Origin of the sequence: uncultured Enterovirga sp., from assembly GCF_964242715.1 — a bacterium.
Taxonomy (GTDB): Bacteria; Pseudomonadota; Alphaproteobacteria; order Rhizobiales; family Beijerinckiaceae; genus Enterovirga.
Genome location: NZ_CAXTAZ010000044.1, coordinates 21,461 through 43,175 on the forward strand (window position 1 = coordinate 21,461; position 21,715 = coordinate 43,175).

21 protein-coding genes and 3 tRNA genes are annotated in these 21,715 nt (G+C 68.8%); 13 read left to right on the forward strand and 11 right to left on the reverse strand.

From position 1 onward, the window contains the following. The first annotated feature begins 35 nt into the window (after positions 1-35). The 5 genes from ACFE87_RS18810 (at position 36) to ACFE87_RS18830 (ending at position 5,025) form a co-directional block, all read left to right on the forward strand. Positions 36-1,544 (forward strand): undecaprenyl-phosphate glucose phosphotransferase, encoded by a 1,509-nt coding sequence (locus ACFE87_RS18810; protein ID WP_375461188.1) that lies wholly within the window; start codon positions 36-38, stop codon positions 1,542-1,544. A gap of 10 nt (positions 1,545-1,554) precedes the next feature. Then, a complete protein-coding gene (locus ACFE87_RS18815) occupies positions 1,555-2,886 on the forward strand; it encodes an O-antigen ligase family protein (protein ID WP_375461189.1) in 1,332 nt (443 codons plus the stop codon). A gap of 256 nt (positions 2,887-3,142) precedes the next feature. Next, positions 3,143-3,946, forward strand: coding sequence for a cold-shock protein (locus ACFE87_RS18820; RefSeq protein WP_375461190.1), 804 nt, complete (start codon positions 3,143-3,145; stop codon positions 3,944-3,946). Positions 3,947-4,034: 88 nt separating this feature from the next. Next, entirely contained in the window at positions 4,035-4,511 is a 477-nt protein-coding gene (locus ACFE87_RS18825; protein WP_375461191.1) for a PaaI family thioesterase, read from the forward strand. Between the two features lie 19 nt (positions 4,512-4,530). After that, positions 4,531-5,025, forward strand: a complete 495-nt coding sequence (locus ACFE87_RS18830) for an NUDIX domain-containing protein (RefSeq protein ID WP_375461192.1) — start codon at positions 4,531-4,533, stop codon at positions 5,023-5,025. Here the strand turns inward: ACFE87_RS18830 and ACFE87_RS18835 are convergent. Beyond that, entirely contained in the window at positions 5,006-5,263 is a 258-nt protein-coding gene (locus ACFE87_RS18835; protein ID WP_375461193.1) for a hypothetical protein, read from the reverse strand. The two genes, ACFE87_RS18830 and ACFE87_RS18835, sit on opposite strands and share 20 nt — an antisense overlap. Before the next feature lie 238 nt (positions 5,264-5,501). Between ACFE87_RS18835 and ACFE87_RS18840 the strand changes: the two genes are divergently transcribed. The 3 genes from ACFE87_RS18840 (at position 5,502) to ACFE87_RS18850 (ending at position 7,868) form a co-directional block, all read left to right on the forward strand. Beyond that, positions 5,502-5,586 (forward strand) — tRNA-Leu (locus ACFE87_RS18840). A gap of 105 nt (positions 5,587-5,691) precedes the next feature. Next, positions 5,692-6,891 carry a PQQ-dependent sugar dehydrogenase gene (locus tag ACFE87_RS18845; protein WP_375461194.1) on the forward strand — a complete coding sequence of 400 codons (1,200 nt, stop codon included), beginning with the start codon at positions 5,692-5,694 and terminating at the stop codon, positions 6,889-6,891. A 284-nt stretch (positions 6,892-7,175) separates the two neighbouring features. Continuing rightward, a complete protein-coding gene (locus ACFE87_RS18850) occupies positions 7,176-7,868 on the forward strand; it encodes a FadR/GntR family transcriptional regulator (protein WP_375461195.1) in 693 nt (230 codons plus the stop codon). A 94-nt stretch (positions 7,869-7,962) separates the two neighbouring features. On the opposite strand, the gene ACFE87_RS18855 is transcribed toward ACFE87_RS18850, so the two are convergent. From ACFE87_RS18855 to ACFE87_RS18865, 3 genes are all read right to left on the reverse strand, one after another. Next, the gene (locus ACFE87_RS18855) at positions 7,963-8,220 is read right to left on the reverse strand and encodes a hypothetical protein (protein WP_375461196.1); all 258 of its coding nucleotides are present in this window, start codon (positions 8,218-8,220) and stop codon (positions 7,963-7,965) included. 272 nt (positions 8,221-8,492) lie between these two features. Then, a complete protein-coding gene (locus ACFE87_RS18860) occupies positions 8,493-8,840 on the reverse strand; it encodes a hypothetical protein (protein ID WP_375461197.1) in 348 nt (115 codons plus the stop codon). Between the two features lie 214 nt (positions 8,841-9,054). Next, complete coding sequence (locus ACFE87_RS18865; RefSeq protein WP_375461198.1) at positions 9,055-9,696, reverse strand: TetR/AcrR family transcriptional regulator; 642 nt, start codon at positions 9,694-9,696, stop codon at positions 9,055-9,057. 201 nt (positions 9,697-9,897) lie between these two features. On the opposite strand from ACFE87_RS18865, the gene ACFE87_RS18870 reads away from it, so the two are divergent. The 3 genes from ACFE87_RS18870 to ACFE87_RS18880 are packed head-to-tail and all read left to right on the forward strand — an operon-like array spanning position 9,898 to position 13,704. Beyond that, positions 9,898-10,395 (forward strand): (2Fe-2S)-binding protein, encoded by a 498-nt coding sequence (locus ACFE87_RS18870; RefSeq protein ID WP_375461199.1) that lies wholly within the window; start codon positions 9,898-9,900, stop codon positions 10,393-10,395. After that, positions 10,392-11,450 carry an FAD binding domain-containing protein gene (locus tag ACFE87_RS18875; protein WP_375461200.1) on the forward strand — a complete coding sequence of 353 codons (1,059 nt, stop codon included), beginning with the start codon at positions 10,392-10,394 and terminating at the stop codon, positions 11,448-11,450. Before ACFE87_RS18870 ends, ACFE87_RS18875 begins: the two co-directional genes overlap by 4 nt. Continuing rightward, on the forward strand, positions 11,443-13,704 hold the full coding sequence (locus ACFE87_RS18880; RefSeq protein WP_375461201.1) for a xanthine dehydrogenase family protein molybdopterin-binding subunit: 2,262 nt from the start codon (positions 11,443-11,445) through the stop codon (positions 13,702-13,704). The genes ACFE87_RS18875 and ACFE87_RS18880 overlap by 8 nt, the downstream gene beginning before the upstream one ends. Before the next feature lie 25 nt (positions 13,705-13,729). Here ACFE87_RS18880 and yghU read toward each other — a convergent pair whose 3' ends face one another. The 3 genes from yghU to ACFE87_RS18895 form a co-directional block, all read right to left on the reverse strand. Further along, a complete protein-coding gene (gene yghU / locus ACFE87_RS18885; RefSeq protein ID WP_375461202.1) occupies positions 13,730-14,605 on the reverse strand; it encodes a glutathione-dependent disulfide-bond oxidoreductase in 876 nt (291 codons plus the stop codon). 134 nt (positions 14,606-14,739) lie between these two features. After that, positions 14,740-16,362 (reverse strand): ABC-F family ATP-binding cassette domain-containing protein, encoded by a 1,623-nt coding sequence (locus ACFE87_RS18890; RefSeq protein ID WP_375461203.1) that lies wholly within the window; start codon positions 16,360-16,362, stop codon positions 14,740-14,742. Positions 16,363-16,473: 111 nt separating this feature from the next. After that, positions 16,474-16,551 (reverse strand) — tRNA-Pro (locus ACFE87_RS18895). A 283-nt stretch (positions 16,552-16,834) separates the two neighbouring features. On the opposite strand from ACFE87_RS18895, the gene ACFE87_RS18900 reads away from it, so the two are divergent. Continuing rightward, entirely contained in the window at positions 16,835-17,452 is a 618-nt protein-coding gene (locus ACFE87_RS18900) for a spermidine synthase (RefSeq protein ID WP_375461207.1), read from the forward strand. Positions 17,453-17,792: 340 nt separating this feature from the next. Further along, positions 17,793-18,335 (forward strand): DUF4142 domain-containing protein, encoded by a 543-nt coding sequence (locus ACFE87_RS18905; RefSeq protein ID WP_375461204.1) that lies wholly within the window; start codon positions 17,793-17,795, stop codon positions 18,333-18,335. 212 nt (positions 18,336-18,547) lie between these two features. Here the strand turns inward: ACFE87_RS18905 and ACFE87_RS18910 are convergent, their stop codons facing one another. The 4 genes from ACFE87_RS18910 to ACFE87_RS18925 all read right to left on the reverse strand — a co-directional run bounded on the left by ACFE87_RS18910 (position 18,548) and on the right by ACFE87_RS18925 (position 21,627). Then, positions 18,548-19,603 (reverse strand): catalase family peroxidase, encoded by a 1,056-nt coding sequence (locus ACFE87_RS18910; protein ID WP_375461205.1) that lies wholly within the window; start codon positions 19,601-19,603, stop codon positions 18,548-18,550. Positions 19,604-19,817: 214 nt separating this feature from the next. Next, positions 19,818-19,910, reverse strand: a tRNA-Ser gene (locus tag ACFE87_RS18915). 53 nt (positions 19,911-19,963) lie between these two features. Continuing rightward, positions 19,964-20,725 carry a glycosyltransferase family 2 protein gene (locus ACFE87_RS18920; RefSeq protein WP_375461208.1) on the reverse strand — a complete coding sequence of 254 codons (762 nt, stop codon included), beginning with the start codon at positions 20,723-20,725 and terminating at the stop codon, positions 19,964-19,966. Between the two features lie 74 nt (positions 20,726-20,799). Further along, positions 20,800-21,627, reverse strand: coding sequence for a 3-keto-5-aminohexanoate cleavage protein (locus ACFE87_RS18925; RefSeq protein WP_375461206.1), 828 nt, complete (start codon positions 21,625-21,627; stop codon positions 20,800-20,802). Between the last annotated feature and the right edge of the window lie 88 nt (positions 21,628-21,715).

Genomic DNA, 21,715 nt, shown 5'->3' on the forward strand with positions numbered 1-21,715 from the left:
GCCGGCCGCGGCTCCCGTTGCGTATGGACGGACCCATGAGCGGGATCGACTTTCGGCAGATGCTCGGCGCCGCAGCCAGCGCCGGGGAAGCGGGAGCACTCCGGCCGGGGCCCGCCCGCGGCGAGGTCCGGGAATCGCGGCTGTCGGCCGTGGTCGTCACGGGGGTCGTGCGCGTGGTCGAGGCCGCCGCGATCGCCGTCGTGGGGATCGGCGTCCAGCTCGCCTACGTGTCCAAGACGACGCCCTTCGACTGGACCTACCTGTCAGCGGTGCTCGCCGTCGCGGCGCTGTCGTCGCTCGCCTTCCAGGCCGTGGGCGCCTATTCGATCTCCGCGCTCCGCTCCTTCCTGGTCACCTGCCTCAAGCTGACCGCGGCCTGGACCTTCGTCTTCCTGGCCGCGATGGCCGCCGTGTTCTTCCTGAAGGCGGGCGAGCAATTCTCCCGCGTCTGGCTCGGCAGCTGGTTCGGCATCGGGCTCGTCGTGATCCTGGCCTTCCGCTTCGCGGCCTCGATGTGGGTCGCGACCATGACCCGGGCCGGCCGTTTCGACCGCCGGACCGCGATCGTCGGCGGCGGCGAGCCGGCGAACGAGATCATCCGCCTGCTCCAGGCGCAGCCGGACAGCGGCATCCGCATCGTCGGGGTCTATGACGATCGCGACGACGATCGCTCGCCCAAGGTGGTCGGGGGCTACGAGAAGCTCGGCCAGGTGTCGGACCTCGTCGAGCATGCCCGCCGCACGCCGCTCGACCTCGTCATCTTCACCCTGCCGATCTCGGCCGAGAACCGCCTGCTGCAGATGCTGGGCAAGCTCTGGGTCCTGCCGATCGACATCCGCCTCTCGGCCCACGCCTCGAAGCTGCGCCTCAGGCCGCGGAGCTATTCCTATGTCGGCTCCGTGCCGGTTCTCGACGTCTTCGACCGGCCGATCGCCGACTGGGACCACGTCGTGAAATGGCTGTTCGACAAGGTCGTCGGCGTCGCCGCCTTGATCCTGTGCGCGCCGATCCTCCTCGTCGCCGCCATCGCCGTGAAGCTCGACTCCAAGGGACCGATCCTGTTCCGGCAGAAGCGCTACGGGTTCAACAACGAGCTCGTCGAGGTCCTGAAATTCCGGTCGATGCGGACCGACGCCGCCGACGCCGCCGCCTCGAAGCTCGTCACCCGCGACGACCCCCGCGTCACGCGGGTGGGACGCTTCCTTCGCAAGACCTCGATCGACGAACTGCCCCAGCTCATCAACGTGGTCTTCAAGGGCGACCTCTCGCTGGTCGGCCCGCGGCCGCACGCGCTTCAGGCCAAGGCGGCCGACCGGCTCTACGACCAGGTGGTCGACAGCTATTTCGCCCGCCACCGCGTGAAGCCGGGCATCACCGGCTGGGCCCAGATCAACGGCTGGCGCGGCGAGACGGACACCCAGGAGAAGCTGCAGCGCCGCGTCGAGCACGACCTGCATTACATCGAGAACTGGTCGGTCTTCTTCGACCTCTACATCATGCTGGCGACGCCTTTCGCGCTCCTGAAGCACGACAGCGCCTATTAGGACGAGCGCGATGTCCGGTCGCCTCGTCACCGCAGGCCCGGGGCTTGCGCCGTCCCTCGACCCCGAGGCCGGGCGAAGCATCCCGTTCCGCCGCCTCGTCGAGGCCTGCGCCTATGGCCTCTTCGGGCTCTTCATCTTCTTCACCTGCTTCACCTTCCTTCGGCCCTCGCCCTACGATTTCGCCGCCATACCGGCGATGCTCGTATGGCTGGCCCTCGGGATCCGGCTGCACAAGGCGGCGATCGTCTTCCTGGCGCCGCTCATCCTGTACCATCTCGGGCTGATCAGCGGCCTGCTGCCCTATCTTGACGAGCCGGAGCCCACGCTCTGGACCTTCCAGTCCATCTACCTGATGGTCACCTGCATCTTCTTCGTCATGTTCTTCTCCGACGACGCGGAGCGGCGATTCGACTTCGGCGTGAAGGCCTATGTGGCGAGCTGCATCTTCGCCGCCGGCGCCGGCATCCTGTCCTATTTTCAGGCGACCGGGATCCTGTTCACCATGGATGGCCGCGCGGCAGGCGTGTTCGAGGACCCGAACGTGCTCGGCTCCTTCCTGGTCCTCGGCGTGCTGTTCCTGCTGCGGGGTCTCCTGACCGGCGAGTCCCGGCACCCGATCGTGTCCGGCGCGATGATCCTCTTCATCGCGACCGCGATCTTCCTGTCCTTCTCGCGGGGGTCGTGGGGCGCGCTCGCGGCCGGAACCCTGCTCACGGTCGCCTTCACGTTCCGGTCCAGCGTCGCCCGGATCCGGCGGCGCATCGCGATCCTGGCCGCCGTGGGATTGTTTTTCGGCGCGGGCGCGCTCGCGGGACTTCTCAGCGTCGGGACCGTGGCCGAGACCTTCGTCGACCGCTTCACGCTGACCAAGGATTACGACGAAGGCGTCACGGGCCGCTTCGGCAACCAGATGCGCTCGATCCCGCTCCTGGCGGAGCGGCCCCTGGGCTTCGGCCCGCTCCGGTTCCGGCTCCGCTTCGGGCTCGAGCCGCACAATTCCTATATCGGCGGCTTCGCCAATGGCGGCTGGCTCGGCGGCTTCGCCTTCATCGGGATGGTGCTGGTTACCGCCTTCGTCGGGCTGCGGCTCTGCCTCGTGCCCTCGCCCTATCGGGGACGGGCGCAGGTGGTCGTACCGGCGGTCCTGATGTTCTTCCTTCAGGCCCTCCAGATCGACATCGACCATTGGCGCCACGTCTACATCATGCTCGGCATGGTCTGGGGCCTCGAATGCGCGCGCGTCCGGTGGATGGCGCAACAGGCGCCGGCGGCTGCCGGACGGATGCGGGCTAGGCGGATGGTGCCGGCGCTCACGCCGGCCGCACGGGCGGTGCCGGCCTGAATTTTTGGCGAAGCCCCGGCCCGTCTTGGCAAAAAGACGTCTTGACCTCTTTTCGAGAGGCCGTAATGATGGTCTCGTCGCTCTCGATCCATGTCGTGTCTCGGCCCCATGTTGCTCTGCACCGAACAGATCAGGCGTTTTCCGACCCGGAGCCGCAAGTCATCAGTTCGACCCTAGGACCGCCGCATCCCGCGCGCGGGCACATCCGGTCAGCCTCAACCCTTCGTGCCGTGCAGGCCGATACACGAGTTATGAGATGAGCAGAGGACGAGATTTCCGTGGACCCAGCAAGCGCGGGTTCGGTGACGATTTCGGGATGGATCGGGGACCGAGCCCCTACGATTCGCCCCCGCCCCGCGCGCCGATGAGCCCGCGCCCCTCTCTCGGCCCGACCGGGCCCGAGCAGGAAGCCACGGTGAAGTGGTTCAACCCCGAAAAGGGTTTCGGCTTCGCCGAACTCAGCGACGGGTCCGGAGACGCCTTCCTCCATGTCCGCGCCGTGGAAGCGGCCGGGCACAGCGAACTCGAGCCGGGAACCAAGCTCCAGGTGCGGGTCGCGGCCGGACAGCGCGGTCCGCAGGTGACCGAAGTGCTGAGCGTCGATACCTCGACCGCCCAGCCCAAGGGCGCGCGGCCTCCCCGAGCGGGTGGCTTCGGCGGTGGTGGCGGCTACGGTGACCGCGCAGGCGGCGGCGGTGGTTACGCCGGCGGTGGCGGCGGTGGCGGCGGCTACGAGGGCGGTGGCGGCGGCGGCTACGGTGGGGACCGTGGCGGCGGAGGCGGCGGGTTCGGCGGCGGCGCGCCCCGGCGTTCGCCCTACCAGGCCGCGGCGGCTCCGACCGGACCGGTCGAGGATCTCACCGGCACCGTGAAATGGTACAACCCGGCCAAGGGTTTCGGCTTCATCGCCCCCGATGACGGCGGCCGCGACGTGTTCGTGCATCGTTCGGCGCTGGAACGCGCCCGTCTGCCCGACCTCCAGGAGGGACAGAAGGTCCAGATCGGCGTGACCCAGGGCATGAAGGGCCGCGAGGTCGCGACCATCGACGTGATGGATTGATCCGCGGCGCGCCAGTCCGGATCTGACTGCAGAGCCCGCTCGCGAGAGCGGGCTTTTTCTTGGGCCGAACGCCGAGAACCACCCGACCATGGCCGATGCTGACAGGCTGGATGCGGCGCGCGATCCCGAAAGCCGCGGCTACGAAGAGCGCGTCCGATCGAGCTTTGCCAAGCAGGGCCTGATGCGGACGCTCGGGGCCAGTCTCGGCCGGGTCTCGCCGGGCTTCGTCGAGGTCGCCCTCCGTCCGGATCCAGCGATCTCGCAACAGCACGGGTTCGTCCATGCCGGAGCGGTGAGCGCCATCGCCGACACCGCGGCGGGCTATGCCGCCCTCAGCCTCATGCCGGCCGACACGGGCGTCCTCACGACAGAATTCAAGATCAATCTTCTCTCTCCAGCCCGGGGCGAGCGCATCCTGGCCCGCGGTCGGGTGGTGAAGGCGGGGCGCACCCTGACGCTCGCGCAGGCGGAGGTCTTCGCCGAGAGCGGCGGGGAGGAGAAGCTGATCGCTCTCCTGACCGCGACGCTCATGGCCATCCAGGGACGGGATGGCATCGTGGACTAGATGACGGTCCGGAGAACCTATGCCGAAACGCAGCGCCGGCCTGCTGCTCTACCGGCAGCCCGTATCCGAGCCGCTCGAGCTGCTCCTGGTCCATCCCGGGGGGCCGTTCTGGGCGAAGCGCGACCTCGGCGCGTGGTCGATCCCGAAGGGCGAGTACCTTCCGCCGGAAGACCCGCTCGCGGCAGCCTGCCGCGAGTTCCAGGAGGAGACCGGCGCTCCGGCTCCGGAAGCCGCTCGGGCCGAGCCGCTCGGAGACGCCGTCCAGGCGGCCGGCAAGGTGGTGACCGCCTTCGCCGTCCCGGGCGATCTCGACGTCGCCGCGATCCGGAGCAACACCTTCCGGATGGAATGGCCACCGCGCTCGGGGCAGTGGCGCGATGTTCCCGAGATCGACCGCGGCGGCTGGTTTCAGCCCGACGAGGCTAGGCGACGCATCATCCCCGGCCAGGCAGTCTTCGTGGATCGGCTTCTCGACCTCGTCCGCGCAGCGGCGCTCAGCCCTTCGTCTGGATGACGACGCGACGATGGCCCGGCACGATCACCTGTCGGCAGGCCGTCGTGAAATTGTCGAAGAGCGGGTAGCCGAGATCGGGCACCGACGTGCATTCGACCCGGTATCCGTGCACGGGCGTCGGGTTCACGGGATTGCCGTAGACCGGATAATCCGAATCCGTGGTGAAGGGCGACACCGAGCAACCCGACATCGCGATCGCGACGCCGACGGCGGCCCCCCAACGAACAAGCGTCCCCATCACTCTGGCCTCGCGCCCCCCACGGGCTTTCCGGCACCCTGCCCCGGCGCCGGCGCGAGTTTCAAGCATGCCGAAGCCCTTGAGGCGCGACCGAGCCACGAACTTCCCGACCGTATCCTTTGCGACACCCTTTTTGGGGGAAAGCGCCCGTTCGGGCGCCGGTCCGGCCCAGGCTTGTGGCTCCGAATCCGATCTGTTAGAGCCACGGCCGTCCCGGGGCCGAGGCTCGGAACCGGATGCGGCCATGGCGGAACTGGTAGACGCGCTAGCTTGAGGTGCTAGTCCCGAGAGGGGTGGAGGTTCGAGTCCTCTTGGCCGCACCAACGACTTCGATCGTCTGAGAGACGGCGAGGATGCGCGCCGGTGGTCCGCGGACCGGCCCGCGCCTGCCGGACCCTGTTCGACGCCCTGATCGCCGAGGTCGAGCCATGCGCATCCTGACGATCCTCGTCGCTGCCGCGACCGCCCTCGGGACCTCTGCCCACGCCGCGCCGGCCGATACGCGGCCCCCGAACGCGCCGGATCAGCGCCCGGCCTTTCCGGGCCAGACCCGGGCACCGAAGCCGGATCGGGCGACCGCGGTCACGCTGACGCCCGTCGCCCAAGGGCTACAGAATAGCTGGGGCATGGCCTTCCTGCCGGACGGCCGCATCCTCGTCACGGAGAAGGCCGGCGCCCTCCGGATCGTGTCGACGGACGGGAAGCCGGGTCGACCGGTCGGCGGGGTACCGGAAGTTGCGTTCGGCGGCCAGGGTGGCCTCCTCGACGTGGCGCTTGGTCCGGAATTCGCGACCGACCGCATGATTTTTCTCAGCTTCAGCGAGAGGCGGGCGCGCGGCACCAACGGCACCTCGGTCGCGCGCGGACGGCTCGTCGAGACGGGCGACATGGCGCGGCTCGAGGCCGTCGAGGTGATCTTCCGCCAGGAGCCGGCCTGGACGAACCAGCTCCATTTCGGCTCCCGCCTCGTCTTCGCGCCCGACGGCAAGCTCTTCGTCACGGTCGGCGAGCGTTCCGATCGCGAGACGCGGGTCCAGGCGCAGGACCTGTCGAGCGGGCTCGGCAAGGTCTTCCGGATCAATCCGGACGGGACGATCCCCCCGGACAACCCCTTCGTCGCCCGGGCGGGCGCCCTTCCGTCGATCTGGTCATACGGCCACCGCAACATGCAATCGGCAGCCCTCGACCGGCAGGGCCGGCTCTGGACCGTCGAACACGGACCGCGGGGCGGGGACGAACTCAACCGCCCGCAGGCCGGACTGAATTACGGCTGGCCGGAGGTGACCTACGGGCTCGAATATAGCGGCGCCCGGATGGGACGCGGGCTGACCCAGCGGGAGGGGACCGAACAGCCGGCCTATTACTGGGATCCGGTCATCGCCCCGTCCGGCATGGCGCTCTATTCCGGAACCCTGTTCCCGGACTGGCGTGACGCCTTCCTGGTCGGAGGCCTCGCGACCCAGGATCTCGTGGTGCTCCGGATGAAGGACGACCGCGTCGTCGGCGAGGAGCGGATCCCGGTCGGCGCGAGAGTGCGGGACGTCCGGATGGGCCCGGACGGCGCCGTCTATCTCCTGACCGAGCAGGACCGCGGCGGCTCCCGCATCCTGCGGCTCACGCCCAACTAGCCGCTCGCCGTTACCGCTGCGGGTTAGGCAGCGTGTCAGCGCGAAGCTGTCGCTCGACCCGGCCGGGAACCATGCGAGCCGCATGGCGGTGCACCCAGTGACGGCAAGGTAGCGAGAAAACCGCGAACCCACGCGACCCAACCCTCTCAACCAATTTGGTCAAGGCCCGAACAGGTCAACGCCGAGCCCACAGGCTCCCCCCGAGTTCCTTCCGCTCACGATTGGTTTCGATTGGTTGGTCCCCACTGGTTGAGCCATGGCGGCGGATGACCCAGGATGACGCCGTGTCCGCGGAAGCGCTTCAGCGAGTCGAGCAATGGTTGGCCGCGCATCCGCTCGGGCCCGAGCGGCGGCTGCCGGCCGAGCGTAGCCTCGCGACCCTGCTGCAGCTCTCGCGCGCCGAGCTGCGGAAAGCCTTGGCCGCGATCGAGGAGCAGGGACGCCTGATTCGCCATGTCGGCCGCGGCACATTCCTGCGGACGAGCGATGCGGCGCCGGTGCGAGCCGCGGAGCCCGGCCCTCCCGCCTCAGGCGATCCCGGACTGGCGGAGCTGACCTCGCCGCGCGACCTTCTCCAGGCCCGTCTCGCGATCGAGCCGGAGCTCGCACGGCTCGCCGCCGTCCATGCGACCGGCATGGACATTCGTCTGTTGCGGGACCGCGACGCGCAGGTCCGATCCGCGCGCTCCTGGGAACTCTACGACCGGGCGGATGCCGGCTACCACCGGGCCGTCGCCGGGGCGTCGGGGAACTCGCTGCTTCGCGCCGTCTACGATGTCGTGGCGGGGGTACGGGCAACCCTCGATTGGGGCCGGCTCCGCGATCGTGGACCGCCCCCCTCGCCCGATCACCCGTCCTTCGCCGAACACGCGGCGATCACCGACGCCATCGCGGCGCGCGACCGTCACGCCGCGGCCGATGCCCTACGCCATCATCTGATGGTCGAAGCCGCCGCTGTCCTCGGGCAGATCGGCTGACGCGGAACGTCGCCGCTGAACACTCCAGAGGAGCAGGTGACACGGACCCCGGCCGCCGCACCGACGGCAGAGGCCTGACGCCAGGGTGCGCCTGTCAGGGGCGAGCGCCGTAGGGACCCGGATAGACGACGCGAACCGGACGCCGGGCTGGGCTGCCCGCCGGCTGCCCCGCCGCTGCAGGAGGAGCGGCCGGCGCGGCTTCCGTCACCGCGATCGACTGGAACAAGGGTGTCGGCTGAAACAGGGCCCGGCCCGCGGCGGCATCGAGATCCGCCCGGTCGAGCGACGTCTCCTGCGCGAGAGCGGGAGCGGCCAGGCCGACGAGGAGGGAGGTGATCAGGAGGGTGCGCACCGCGCCATCTGATCCGGCCCGCGGACAATGTCGAGGTCTCCGGTGCCGGGGTGGACGCGCCTCCAGTGGGACCGCCTTGCTGCCGGGTGCCCCTGGCGATCGGAACAGGTCGCCGTCCAGGCACCCGTGCCCTCTGCGGCCAGCGCTGGAGGCCGGACCGTAACCCATTCGTCTGAGCCCTCATCTGACCATCCACTCGCGTCACTGGGACATCAGGACGCGGGGGCCGGGATCGACGCTGCATCACCGAGCGGGACGGCGGACCGGACCGGTCAGCCCGTCGCTGCCGTCGACCTGATCGTGGCGGCCGCTGTCGCCGCGTCGAAATCTGCGGCGACGATCTGCGCGAGACCGAGCGGGCAATCGCTCGGCAGCGAGGTCGATACCCGCCGCTCCCGGTCCCGCGCGTCCGGCCCCTCGGCGTCGTGGACAGCTTGCCGCCACAGTCCGTCGAGCGCGACGCCCGCGAGCGAAGCCGGATCGGACGGCAGTCGCCGATGCAGCGACTTAGCCTCCTCGACCGAGGAACGGCCGTCCTCGTCCGACATCAGCGCTGCACGAACGAGGGCGGTGAGAAGCGTACGGAGCGTTGTTGCCGCCGGCTCGGAGGTGTCGTGCATGGTGGCTCCGTGCATGTTCCAGGCCCTGAAGCCTGAGCCGGGCCCATTGCAAGCCGCAGGCCCGGCGATTGGGGGCGCACACCGCACAGGGCAGACCTTGGCATTGCAGGCGGTCGAACGGCTGAAGGCCTGGGGCGTAACCTGGATCGACGGCTGTCACGGCGACGACCCGGCAAGCGCGAGGAGCCGAGCCCGTCCTCTCCGTCGGCGAAGATCACCCCTTGCCCTTGCTCGCCGAGGGTGCGGTCCGAGACGTTGGGTCGGACACGTGTCCGCCCGGGATCCTGCACAGCCCGTCGACGAAGACGTCGACGAGGCGAAGCACGCTCTGCTGCCAGCCGGGCTGGTCGTGCATGTAGCACATGCCGATGAGCGCCCGCAGGAGGTCCTCGGGACTGACATCGGCACGAACCTCGCCGGCCGCCACGGCGCGATCGAGCAGGTCTCCGACGGCCCGGGTCAGCCGGTCCAAGGTGTAGGCGGCGAGGTCCGACGAGCTGTGCGCGACGATCGCGAGCGCCGCTGACATGCCCTTCTTGGTCGCAACGAACTCGACATTGGAATGCATCCAGCGGCGGAGCGCGTCGGCCGGCGCCGCCTCGGTCTTCAGCTGCTCGGCAAGCCTTGCGAGCTGTTCCACCTCGCGCCGGTAGACGGCCTCGAACAGCGCCTCGCGGGTCGGGAAGTGGCGGTAGAGCGTGCCGATCCCGACGCCGGCATGCCGGGCCACGGCCTCGAGGCTCGCCTCCGACCCGCCGGCGCTGAACACCAGCTTCGCGGATTCCAGCACGCGCTCGCGGTTGCGGACCGCGTCGGCCCGCGGCTTCCGCACGACCTGGCCTGCCTGATCTTTCATCTCCGACGCGCCTTCCCGGCCGCTTGCAAAGCGGAGGCATCCTCCGTATAATAGTCGAATAGTACCAAAGCAGGGCAGCCCCTCCCGTCAACCCCCGTCAGGCGAACCGGGGAGCAGGAGGCCAAGGACAGGCGCCATGGCGGCGCGCTTTCACCTGCGCGTCGCGTTTGGACCCCACCATAGCACTCATCGGAGCACCGCATGAGCTTATCGGTCACTCTAACGATCAACGGAGCGGTGCAGACCGTCGTTCTCGAGGATCCACGCGTCACGCTGCTCGACCTCCTTCGCGAGCGGCTCGACCTCACCGGCACCAAGAAGGGCTGCGACCGCGGCCAGTGCGGCGCCTGCACGATCCTGGTGGACGGCCGCCGCATCAACTCCTGCCTCGCGCTCGCGATCAGCCATTCGGGCGCGGCGATCACGACGATCGAGGGGCTGGCGCAGGGCGACGCGCTCCACCCCGTCCAGGCCGCCTTCATCGCGCATGACGGCTTCCAATGCGGATTCTGCACACCGGGCCAGATCATGAGCGCGGTCGGCCTGATCCAGGAAGCGCAGGCCGGCGACGATCCGGAGCGCGTGCGCGAAGGCCTGAGCGGCAATCTCTGCCGCTGCGGCGCCTATGCCGGCATCACCGAGGCGGTGCTCGACGCCCAGAAGACGATGGCGACGGCGGCCCGGAGGGAAGCGGCATGAACAGCTTCGATTATGTGAGGCCCGCCACCATTTCGGATGCGGTCGCCGCCGCGTCCGAGCCCGGATCCGCCTATCTGGCCGCCGGCACGAACCTCCTCGACCTGATGAAGGGCGGCATCACGCGCCCGAGCCGTCTCGTCGACGTCACCCACCTGCCCGGACTGGACGGGATCGAAACCCTGCCGGATGGCGGGCTGCGCATCGGAGCGCTGGTCCGTAATGCCGACCTGGCGCACGATCCGGATTTCGCCAGACGCTTTCCCGCGATCGCGGAAGCGCTCCTCTCCGGGGCCTCGGCGCAACTGCGGAACGCGGCGACCGTCGGCGGCAACCTCCTGCAGCGGACGCGCTGCGAGTATTTCTACGACGTCGCGAGCGCCTGCAACAAGCGCGATCCCGGCACCGGTTGCGACGCGCTCGGCGGCGAAAACCGGCTTCACGCGGTGCTCGGCTGGAGCGAGAGCTGTATCGCGACGCATCCGTCCGATTTCAGCGTGCCGCTCGTCGCGCTCGACGCGGTGGTCGAGATCGAGGGCCGCACCGGGCGGCGGGAGGTCTCCCTGGAGAGCTTCCACTTGCTGCCGGGCGACGCGCCGGACCAGGAGAGCGTGCTGGCGCCGGGCGAGCTGATCGTCGCCGTGCGGCTGCCGGGCGAGGCGGCCCGGTTCGCCGCTCATGCCCGCTACCTCAAGGTTCGCGAGCGCACCTCCTACGCCTTCGCGGTGGTCTCGGCGGCGGCGGCCCTGCGGATCGAGGACGGCACGATCATGGAGGCGCGGCTCGCGCTGGGTGGCGTCGCCCTGAAACCCTGGCGAGCCCGGGAAGCGGAGGCCGTGTTGGCGGGCGCGCGTCCCGAGGACGCCAGCTTCCGCCGCGCCGCGGAAGCCGCGCTCGCGGGTGCGGAACCGTCCGGCGACAATGCCTTCAAGATCGAGCTCGCACGCCGGATCGTGACACGGGCTCTCACGCTGGCAGCCGCCGGCACGCCTGAGCGCGTCCCGGCCCTGCCGGCCTCCCCTTTCGCATCCCTGAAGGGAGCTCTCCTCCATGCCTGAGATCGCTCTGACGCAGTCGCCGGCCCATCTTCGGCACGGCTCCAATATCGGCCAGCCGCAGACGCGCCGCGAGGGGGTGCTAAAGGTCACCGGCGCTGCCCGCTACGCGGCCGACAACCATCCGCCCGGCATGCTCTACGCCGTGCTGGCCGTGAGCAGCATCGCCCGGGGACGCGTCGTCTCCCTCAACATCGCGGATGCAAAGGCGCATCCGGGCGTGGTCGAGGTGATGACGAGTGCCAACCGGCCCCCGCTGGCGCAGGATCCGGACGCGAAGACGAACCCCTTCATGTTCCGGCTCGAGCTCCTGCAGAACGACCGAATCCGCTACGCGAACCAGTCGATCGCCGTCGTGATCGCCGAGACGCTCGAGGCCGCGACGGAGGGCGCCGCCCTCCTCTCGCCCCGTTACGAGATCGAGCCGGCCCGCGCCGGCCTCGACGGCAACGAGAGCTTCACGCCCCAGACCGTCGGCGTCGGCAATCCCGCGGCGGCCCATCGCGGCGGCGACGTCGAGGCCGGTCTCGCGGCCGCCACGAAGCGCATCGAGGCGACCTACGAGACGCCGGCCCAGTATCACAACGCGATGGAGCCGCACGCGATGGTCGCGGCCTTCGATGGCGACACGCTCACGCTCGACACGCCGACCCAGGCGCTCGCCATGGCCGTGACCCGCGTCGCGGAGCTGTTCGGCATCGCGCCGGAGAAGATCCACGTCCGCAGCCCCTTCCTGGGCGGCGGATTCGGCTCGAAGGGTTTCCTGTCCGGACCGCAGCTCCTCGGAATCCTGGCGGCCCGTATGGTCGGCCGGCCGGTGAAGCTCGTGCTCCGCCGCGAGCAGATGTACGGCCCCGTCGGGCATCGCGCGGAGACGCGGCAGACACTGCGGATGGGCACGGACGCGGAGGGCGCACTCACGGCCCTCGACCATCATACGAAGACGGCGTCCAGCACCTTCGACGATTTCTTCGAGCCGGCCTCGGCCGTCTCGCACACGCTCTACGCCACCCCTGCCCTCGCCACCTCGCACGAGGCGGTCCGGCTCGATACCGGGACGCCGCTCTTCATGCGGGCGCCCGGAGAGGCGACGGGATCGATCGCGCTCGAAAGCGCCATCGACGAGATGGCGGAAGCCTGCGGCATGGATCCGCTCGCCTTCCGGCTGAAGAACTATGCCGAGGTCGAGCCGATCTCCGGCAAGCCCTTCTCCTCCAAGGCCTTGCGGGAATGCTATGCGCAGGGCGCGGAGCGGTTCGGCTGGGCGAAGCGCGCGCTGGCGCCGCGGCAGATGCGCGACGAGGGCGGCATGCTGCGCGGCTGGGGCGTCGGGACGGCGACCTTCCCGGCCCTGATGTTCGCGGCCGAGGCCCGGGCCATCATCCGGCAGGACGGGGCCGGCATCGTCGAGATCGGCGCGCACGAGATGGGCCAGGGCACGATTACCGCCCTCGCCCAGATCGCGGCCGACGGGCTCGGCCTCGCCGAGGTCGAGTTCAGGTCGGGGACGTCCGATCTGCCCGATGCCGGGATCGCGGGCGGCTCCGCACATACGGCGACGGCCGGGATGGCGATCCACAATGCCGGCGCTGACGTCATCGCCAAACTCGCCGACCTCGCCACCGGCGACGAGCGCTCGCCGCTCTACGGCGCCGGCAATACGGGCGTGATCGCCCGGGACGGCCGCCTCTTTCGGCGCGACGACGAGAGCCGGAGCGAGCGCTACGCCGACATCCTCGGGCGGGCCGGCCTCGCCCAGATCGAGGGAAGCGGCAAGGGCGCGCCGGACCAGGCCGCACAGGAGGCCTATGCCATGCACGCGCATGGCGCGGTCTTCGCCGAGGTCCAGGTCGACCCGGATTTCGGGCAGATCCGCGTCACCCGCCTCGTCGGCGCCTTCGCGGCCGGCCGCATCATCAACCCCCGGATGGTCAGGAGCCAGTATTACGGCGGCATGATCTGGGGCCTGTCCTTCGCGCTCCACGAACACGCCGTGATGGACCTGCGCTCGGGCCGGGTGATGAACCCGAATCTCGGCGAGTATCTGATTCCGGTGAATGCCGACGTGCCGTCGCTCGAGGCTATCCTGGTCGAGGAGCAGGATGCCTACGTGAACGCGCTCGGCATCAAGGGCGTCGGCGAGATGGCCGTGACCGGGACGGCGGGCGCGGTCGCGAATGCCGTCTGGCACGCGACCGGGACCCGGGTGCGGACCTTCCCGATCACGCTCGACCGGCTGATCGACACCGGCCCCTGACCGGGGCCGACGATACGCCGGCCGCTCAGCTTGCGGCGTCGATCTTGTCCTGCGTCTTCGTCTCGAAGTCGTCGGCAGCGTGCCGCTCGCGCAGCTGGCTCGAGGGTTCGCCGTTGACGCGGTTGACCATGCGGCCGCGCTGCACGGCCGGCCGGGCCCAGATGGCGTCGGCCCAGCGCTGGACGTTCTTGTAATCCTGCACGGCCAGGAACTCGGCCGCCTCGTAGAGCCAGCCCTTCGCGAGCCCGCCATACCAGGGCCAGATCGCCATGTCGGCGACCGTGTAATCCGGGCCTGCGACATATTCCGACTCGGCGAGACGCCGGTCGAGCACGTCGAGCTGGCGCTTCGTCTCCATCGCGAACCGGTCGATCGCATATTGGATCTTCACCGGCGCGTAGGCGTAGAAATGGCCGAAGCCGCCGCCGAGATAGGGTGCCGAGCCCATCTGCCAGAAGAGCCAGGACAGGCATTCTGCCCGGGCCGCCGGCTCGGTCGGCAGGAAGGCCCCGAATTTTTCGGCCAAATGCATCAGGATCGCGCCGGATTCGAACACCCGGACCGGGGTCGGTCCGCTCCGATCCAGCAGGGCCGGGATCTTGGAATTCGGGTTCACGCCGACGAAGCCCGAGCCGAACTGGTCGCCGTCCCCGATCCGGATCAGCCAGGCGTCGTATTCGGCGCCGGAATGGCCGGCCGCCAGCAGCTCTTCCAGCATGATCGTGACCTTCTGGCCGTTCGGCGTCGCGAGCGAATAGAGCTGCAGCGGGTGCTTGCCGACCGGAAGCTCCTTCTCCTGCGTCGGGCCGGCGATCGGCCGGTTGATATTCGCGAACCTGCCGCCATTCCCCTTCTCCCAGGTCCAGACCTTCGGAGGGGTGTAATCGGGCGTGTCGGTCATGGCTGGCTCCAGGTGCTGGCGGCCATGTCTACGGGCCGCAATGACGCGAGCCTATCCGATGAGGCCGGGCCGTGCGCGCCGTCCTGGCGGCAGCCCAGTCATGCAGCGCCGGGAACCCAACCGGCCCGCGTCCGTCAGCTCCGCAGGCCGGGCGCCTCCTGGCCCGTCCTGGCCACGTATTCGGTATAGCCGCCGCCATATTGGTGGATGCCGTCCGGCGTCAGCTCGAGCACGCGGTTGGAGAGGGCCGCCAGGAAATGCCGGTCGTGCGAGACGAACAGCATGGTGCCCTCATAGGCCTCCAGCGCCGTGATCAGCATCTCCTTCGTGCCGATGTCGAGATGGTTCGTGGGCTCGTCGAGGACGAGGAAATTTGGCGGATCATAGAGCATCTTGGCCATGACGAGCCGGGCCTTCTCGCCGCCCGACAGCACCCGGCAGCGCTTCTCGACATCGTCGCCCGAGAAGCCGAAACAGCCGGAGAGCGCCCGCAGCGAGCCTTGCCCGGCCTGGGGGAAAGCATCCTCCAGCGTCTCGAAGACGGTACGCTCGCCGTCGAGCAGGTCCATCGCATGCTGGGCGAAATAGCCGAGCTTGACGCTGCCCCCGACCGACACGGTGCCCGTATCGGGCTTGGCAAAGCCCGTGACCAGCTTCAGCAGCGTGGACTTGCCGGCGCCGTTGACGCCCATCACGCACCAGCGTTCCCTGCGGCGCACCTTGAAATCGAGCCCCGCATAGATGCTGCGGCCGCCATAGCCCTTGTGCACGCCCGCGAAGCTCGCGACGTCGTCGCCCGAGCGCGGCGCCGGCGGGAAGTCGAAGCGCACGCTCTGGCGGCGCTTCGGCGGTTCCACCCGCTCGATCTTGTCGAGCTTCTTCACGCGGCTTTGCACCTGCGCGGCATGGGAGGCGCGCGCCTTGAACCGCTCGATGAACTTGATCTCCTTCGCCAGCATCGCCTGCTGGCGCTCGAACTGCGCCTGCTGCTGCGTCTCGTTCAGCGCGCGCTGGCCCTGGTAGAATTCGTAATCGCCGGAATAGGTGGTGAGCGAGCCGCCGTCGATCTCGACGATCTTCGTCACGATGCGGTTCATGAACTCGCGATCATGCGAGGTCATCAGGAGCGCGCCGTCATAGCCCTGCAGGAAGGATTCGAGCCAGATCAGGCTCTCGATGTCGAGATGGTTCGAGGGCTCGTCGAGCAGCATCACGTCCGGCCGCATGAGAAGGATGCGGGCGAGCGCGACCCGCATCTTCCAGCCGCCCGAGAGGGCGCCGACGTCGCCGTCCATCATCCCTTGGGTGAAGCTGAGCCCGGCCAGGACCTCCTGCGCCCTCCCCTGGAGCGCGTAGCCGTCGAGCTCCTCGAAACGAGCCTGCACGTGGCCGTAGCCCTCGACCAAAACCTCCATCTCGTCGGCGCGGTCGGGATCGGCGAGCGCCGTCTCGAGAGCCAGGAGTTCGGCCGCGACCGCGCTGACCGGCCCGGCCCCGTCCATGACCTCGGCCACGACGCTGCGGCCGGACATCTCGCCGACGTCCTGGCTAAAATAACCGATCGTGATGCCGCGCTCGGCCGCGACTTGGCCCTCGTCGGGCTGGTCCTCGCCCGTGATCATCCGGAAGAGCGTCGTCTTGCCTGCGCCGTTGGGCCCGACCAGGCCGACCTTCTCCCCCTTCTGGAGGGAGGCCGAGGCCTCGATGAAGATGATCTGGCGACCGTTCTGCTTACCGATCTTCTCGAGGCGTATCATGCGTGATCAGCGATGCCGGAATGAGGACGCAAGGGCCGGAGACCCTTACGTCGGGGATGAGAGGCGATAGGATTCGGGAGCGACAAAGCCGTGAAGGGATTGGCGGAACTCTGGTCGGAGCGAGAGGATTCGAACCTCCGACCCCTAGTCCCCCAGACTAGTGCGCTAACCGGGCTGCGCTACGCTCCGATGCCCCGAGGGCCCGCTGCACTTAGCTTTCGGAGCCGGACGGCGCAAGGGCTCCGGCCGCGCGGGCGAGGAGGGAAGCCTTTCGGACGAGCCTTCGTCCGCCGGCCCGACCGGCATCGGCGCGCCGCGCGCCGGCGCTGGACCGGCCCGGCGGGCCGGGATAGGGCCTGCCGCAACCCCGCCCGAGATTGCCGTGACCCGCCCCGCCAACGAACACGCCTCCACGCCCTCGATCGAGGTCGATCGTGCCGAGATCCCGGGCGGCCAGGACGTTCTTCGCCTGATGCGCCGAGGCGAGGACTTCTCGATGGTCGTCGGGCGGGCGGAGCTGATGACCAACCAGGGTCGCGGTTCGGAACAGGCGCTCGCGACGTTGACCTGCGCCCGCCTCCGCGACCGGCCCCGGGCCCGGATCCTGATCGGCGGCCTGGGCATGGGTTTCACGCTCCGGGCTGCCCTCGATGCTCTCGGCCCGAACGCCGAAATCGTCGTCGCGGAACTCATCCCGGGCGTCGTGGACTGGGCGCGGGGCCCGCTCTCGCATCTCTTCGGGGATGCCTTGGACGATCCCCGGGTCGAGATCCGGCTCGACGATGTCGGCCGGGTCATTCAGTCCGGTCGTGCCCATTACGACGCCATCCTGCTCGACGTCGACAACGGGCCGCAGCCGCTGACGCGAGGGCGGAATGGTCGCCTCTACGACGTCTGGGGCGTCCGGCGCGCCCGCTTCGCGCTCAGGCCGCAGGGCATCCTGGCCGTGTGGTCGGGATCGCCCCATCGCAAGTTCAAGGCGCGCCTGCGCCTCTGCGGCTTCGCGGTCGACGAGGAGCGGATGCGGTCTCCTGGCCAGAAAGGCCACGTCATCTGGCTCGCCACCCGCCCCGACAACGCGGCCTGGTGAGACGGAGGCCGGCTGCAACACGCGCCGGAGAACACAGACGGCCATGACCGGGCAGACACGAAAACGCCCGCTCAGCATCACAGCCGGCGGGCGCATCTGCGTCCCTCACAGCGCCGGACTATCTGCCGGAACGGGCGGGGAACTGCCGCCGGGTCTCGAGCCCTCGGGCGAGACCGGCAGTGAATGAGAGATGGGCCCATTCGCTCGAGAATGCAAGATGCCCGAACAGCAAAACGTGAATGGTCGTTGGCGCACGCGGCGCCCCGCCTCCTGAACATTGCGCCGCATCGCCCGTTCTGCTGATCACGTGCCCCTATCGGGCGCAGGCAGGGAGGTTCTCATGGATCGACGTCTCATTCTCATCGGGCTCGCGTCGGGCATCGCCGGACCGGCGCTCGCACAGGGCACCCGCTCGGCAGTGCCGACGGGTAGCGGCACGACCCCGGCGGCCGGTGCACCGCTCGGCACGGCCGAGGTGGAGCATGGCCAGAAGACGGCCATCGCCGGAGCCGCATCGCTCGAAACCAGCAACATGGCCCTGAAGAAGGCCAGCAATGCGCGGGTGAAGCAATTCGCGCAGTTCGAACACGATGAGCAGACCACGATCGCGGAGGTCCTGAAGATGGTGGACCCGAGCCTCGGGTCATCGAAGCCGGACGCCAAGATGGCCGACGTGGCCCAGAAGTTGAACGCGATGTCCGGCGCGGAGTTCGACAAGGCTTATGTCGCGGCTCAGATCGAAGGTCACCAGATCCTGCTCGCGATCCAGGAGGATTACATGAAGTCCGGCCGCAACCGCGAGCATCTCGGGGTCGCGAAACTCGCCCGCGGCCAGATCAAGGAACACCTTGTGATGCTCGGTGAACTCCAGAAGATGAGCTGAGCCTCATCGCGCGGGACGGGGCGACCTTACGTCGCCCCGTCACCTGGCCGGTGAGCCTCGACAAGGCCACGTCATTCGCGGCCGTGGTACTGTCGCACCGCTTTTCTGTCGCTTGAACCGGGTGGCTGTGACGACCGTGGATGTGCTGCTAGGCTGGCGGGGCCGGGACAACCGCTGGATCCTGCGAAAGCGCAGTCAGCCAGCGTCGGTGACTATTGCGCGCGGCGGGACCGGGAGATGGCGTAAGCCGGCGAGCGGATCGCGAACATTGGATCGTTGGCCGGCCCGGCAACGCCTTCCGGCAGGTTGAGAACGGGATCCGTGTTCTTCTCGTCGCAAACGGCGTTAGCCTCGAACGGAGTAATCGCGATGCTGCCGAGCTTCACCGTCTTGCGGTTCTCCTCTGGCCACAACGCCGTCGAGTCGCCTGTCGCATCGCTCGGTTCGCCCAGAACTGCGATGAAGTCGAACGTGACGGGTCCTTTCCCGAGACGCTCCTTCAGCTCCTCGGAGTAGAAGCTGTCGGGCTTCGTCTTGAGATCGTCGTCGTTGAGGCCGAGCTGGCCCGCGCCAGCGACCGCCTTGAGCTTCACGATCGTCGCCTGACCTGTCCCGTTGGTCAGCGTGTAGGCATGTACGCCCCAGTAATCCACCCCGGCGAAGCTCGCCGGGACCGGACGCGCGTTGAGCCAGGCCGCCTGCCTGGTCGTCTCCGGGTTAGCGGTTGCGAACGCCCTGACCTTCTCGGGATCGGTCTTCCCATCCGGGCCGGGCAGCTGAACCGTGACGAAGTCGAGTAGCTGGCGCGGGGTCTTGGTGGAGAAGACAGGGGCCGAGACAAAGTATAAGACCATGGGGCCCGTCGGGTCCTCGAACTCGAGCGCAAATCCGCGCGTCGTCGGCTTGGTCTTATCCGAGATGTTTGGGTTGCCGCCCCCCATTGAGAACCGCATCGTCATGGGGACGGTTCTGGTAAAATGGGGCGCCCTAGAAAGGCTGGCACCCTGCGGCGACGGAGTGAACGCGCCCTTGACGCAGACCCCCTTCGCCCCGCTCGCGCGCATGCCCTTGTGGTTCCCGCTCACCTTCAACAGAGCTTCCACGATCTCAAGAACGTCGGCGTCTCCGGAGGAGCCCGGCTGCGCCTGAGCTCCCTGCCCGGGTGCGTCGACCGTCGGTGTCGTCTGGGCAAGCGCCGTCCCTGCGAGCAGGAACGCGGCAATCATGGTTCCAATGCGGATGAAGCGCTTCGACATCATGAAATTCATCCCGGATCGGCTTGGTCAGGCAGCGACGGAGCCGACGCTACGGGCACGCCCTCGCAACAATCAAGACGCTCATGGATCAGCAAGCCGAGGTCGCGAGCCTGGTCACTGGCGATCGCCATCATGTTAGGGGTAAGCCGCGCTCGTGGGTAACGTTGGGGCGCCACCCGACACCGAGTCGGCACTTCAACGATCACAATCACTTGCTGTGAACAGATGGCGGAGACGAGGGGATTCGAACCCCTGATACGCCTTTTGGGCGTATAACGGTTTAGCAAACCGCCGCCTTCAGCCTCTCGGCCACGTCTCCGGAGGCTTCGGATTAGGGATTCGGAACCCGGGGGTCAACAGAGAGTGGCCGGTTCAGGACGGCTTCTGGCCCTGGCGCCGGCGGCGCTGCTCGTAATGTTTCGCCATCCGCATGTGGCGCGAGATCGCGTAATTCATGGCGGTGAGGAACCCATAGACCCCGCGCAGCGCGTGTCGCCGGCCGATATAGGCCTTCCAGAACCCCGCCTGGAACTCGACGAAGACGCGCCAGGTCGGGATCGTGACGCCGCGTTCCTCGAGGTCGTCGACCTGCTGGTCGGAATAGCGGCCGAGCTTCGCGAGCTGGTCGCCGAGCGAGCGGACCGAGAAATGATGGAGAAGGCCGCCGAGCGTCCCGGTTCTCGCATCCGGGGCCATGTCGACCCTGTCATGGACCGGCGATGGCGAGTAGCGGCCGCGGCTGCGCCGGTAGAGGCGGACCGGATAGAGGGTGTAGGCGAAGCGGTGCGGCACGGCCTCGCCGGGAAAGGTCTCGGCGATCCCGATCCGGTAGCCGTCGAGCGGCGGCCCCGACGGGCCGGACAACAGCGCCCGGACCTCTGCTGCGAGTTCGGGCGAGACGACCTCGTCCGCGTCGATATTCAGGAGCCAGTCGTGGCGGCATTGCTCCTCGGCGAAGCGCTTCTGCGGGCCATAGCCGTCCCAGTCGCGGTGGAGAATGCGGGCGCCGAGCGCGCGGGCGAGGTCGACCGTACCGTCGCCGGACCCGGAATCGACGACCACAAGGTCGTCGGTCAGCGCGCGAGCCGCCCGGATCGTCGTACCGATCCGGTCGGCCTCGTCGCGGGCGATGATGAAGACGGAGAGGGGGCAGCCCGGTCCCGGACCCGGCGGCGATCCGGATGACGTCTCGGGCGGAAGCCTGTCGTTCAAGGATCGAGCCCGAGCGCCGCCCTCGCCTCGGCCGGGTTGGCGACCCGGCGGCCATGCCGGCGCACCGCGTCGGCGGCCATCGCGACGAGCTCGGCGTTGCTGGCCGCGAGTCGATCCTTCGAGGCCCGGACATTGTCCTCGAGCCCAGTCCGGACCGCGTCGGCGCCGCGGGCCAGCGCCCAATCCATGACGGCTGCCTGGTTGCGGCCGATCCCGGCTGCGGTCCAGGTCGCGTTGGGCAGGAGGCGGCGCATCTCGTCCAACTGGATGTCGAGAAGCCGCTCTTCGGCTGGCATCGCGTTCTTCACGCCCATCACGAATTGCACATGCGGGCGCTCGTCCATAAGGCCCTCGTCGACGAGACGGAGGGCGCCGTGCAGATGGGACAGGTCGAAGATCTCGATCTCAGGCCGGACGCGGAATTCCCGCATCTTCGAGGCGAGGTCGGTCACGAGCGTGGTCGCGTTCTCGTAGACGATGGTCGGGAAGTTGACCGAGCCGGTCGAGAGCGAGGCCATGTCCGGCTTGAGATACAGCGAGGAGCCGCGCGCCGCCTGGTCGCGGCCGCGGCCGCCGGTCGAGAACTGGATGATGATGCCGGGGCAGAGGCGGCGCACGCCCTCCTGGACGGCCGCGAACCGGGCAGGGTCCGAGGAGGGGCTCTCGTCGTCGTTCCGCACATGGATGTGGACGAGGGTCGCGCCGGCCTCGAAAGCCGCATGGGTCGATTCGATCTGCTCGGCCGGGCTCGTCGGGACGGCGGGATTGTCCTTCTTGCGCGGCACGGAGCCCGTGATGGCGACGGCGATGACGACGGGGTTCATGACCTGTCCCTTGTTGTCCGGTGTTCAGCCCTCGAAGAACACGGTCCGCCTTCCCCCCGAACGCGCGCGGTCGAGGTTGAAGCTGATG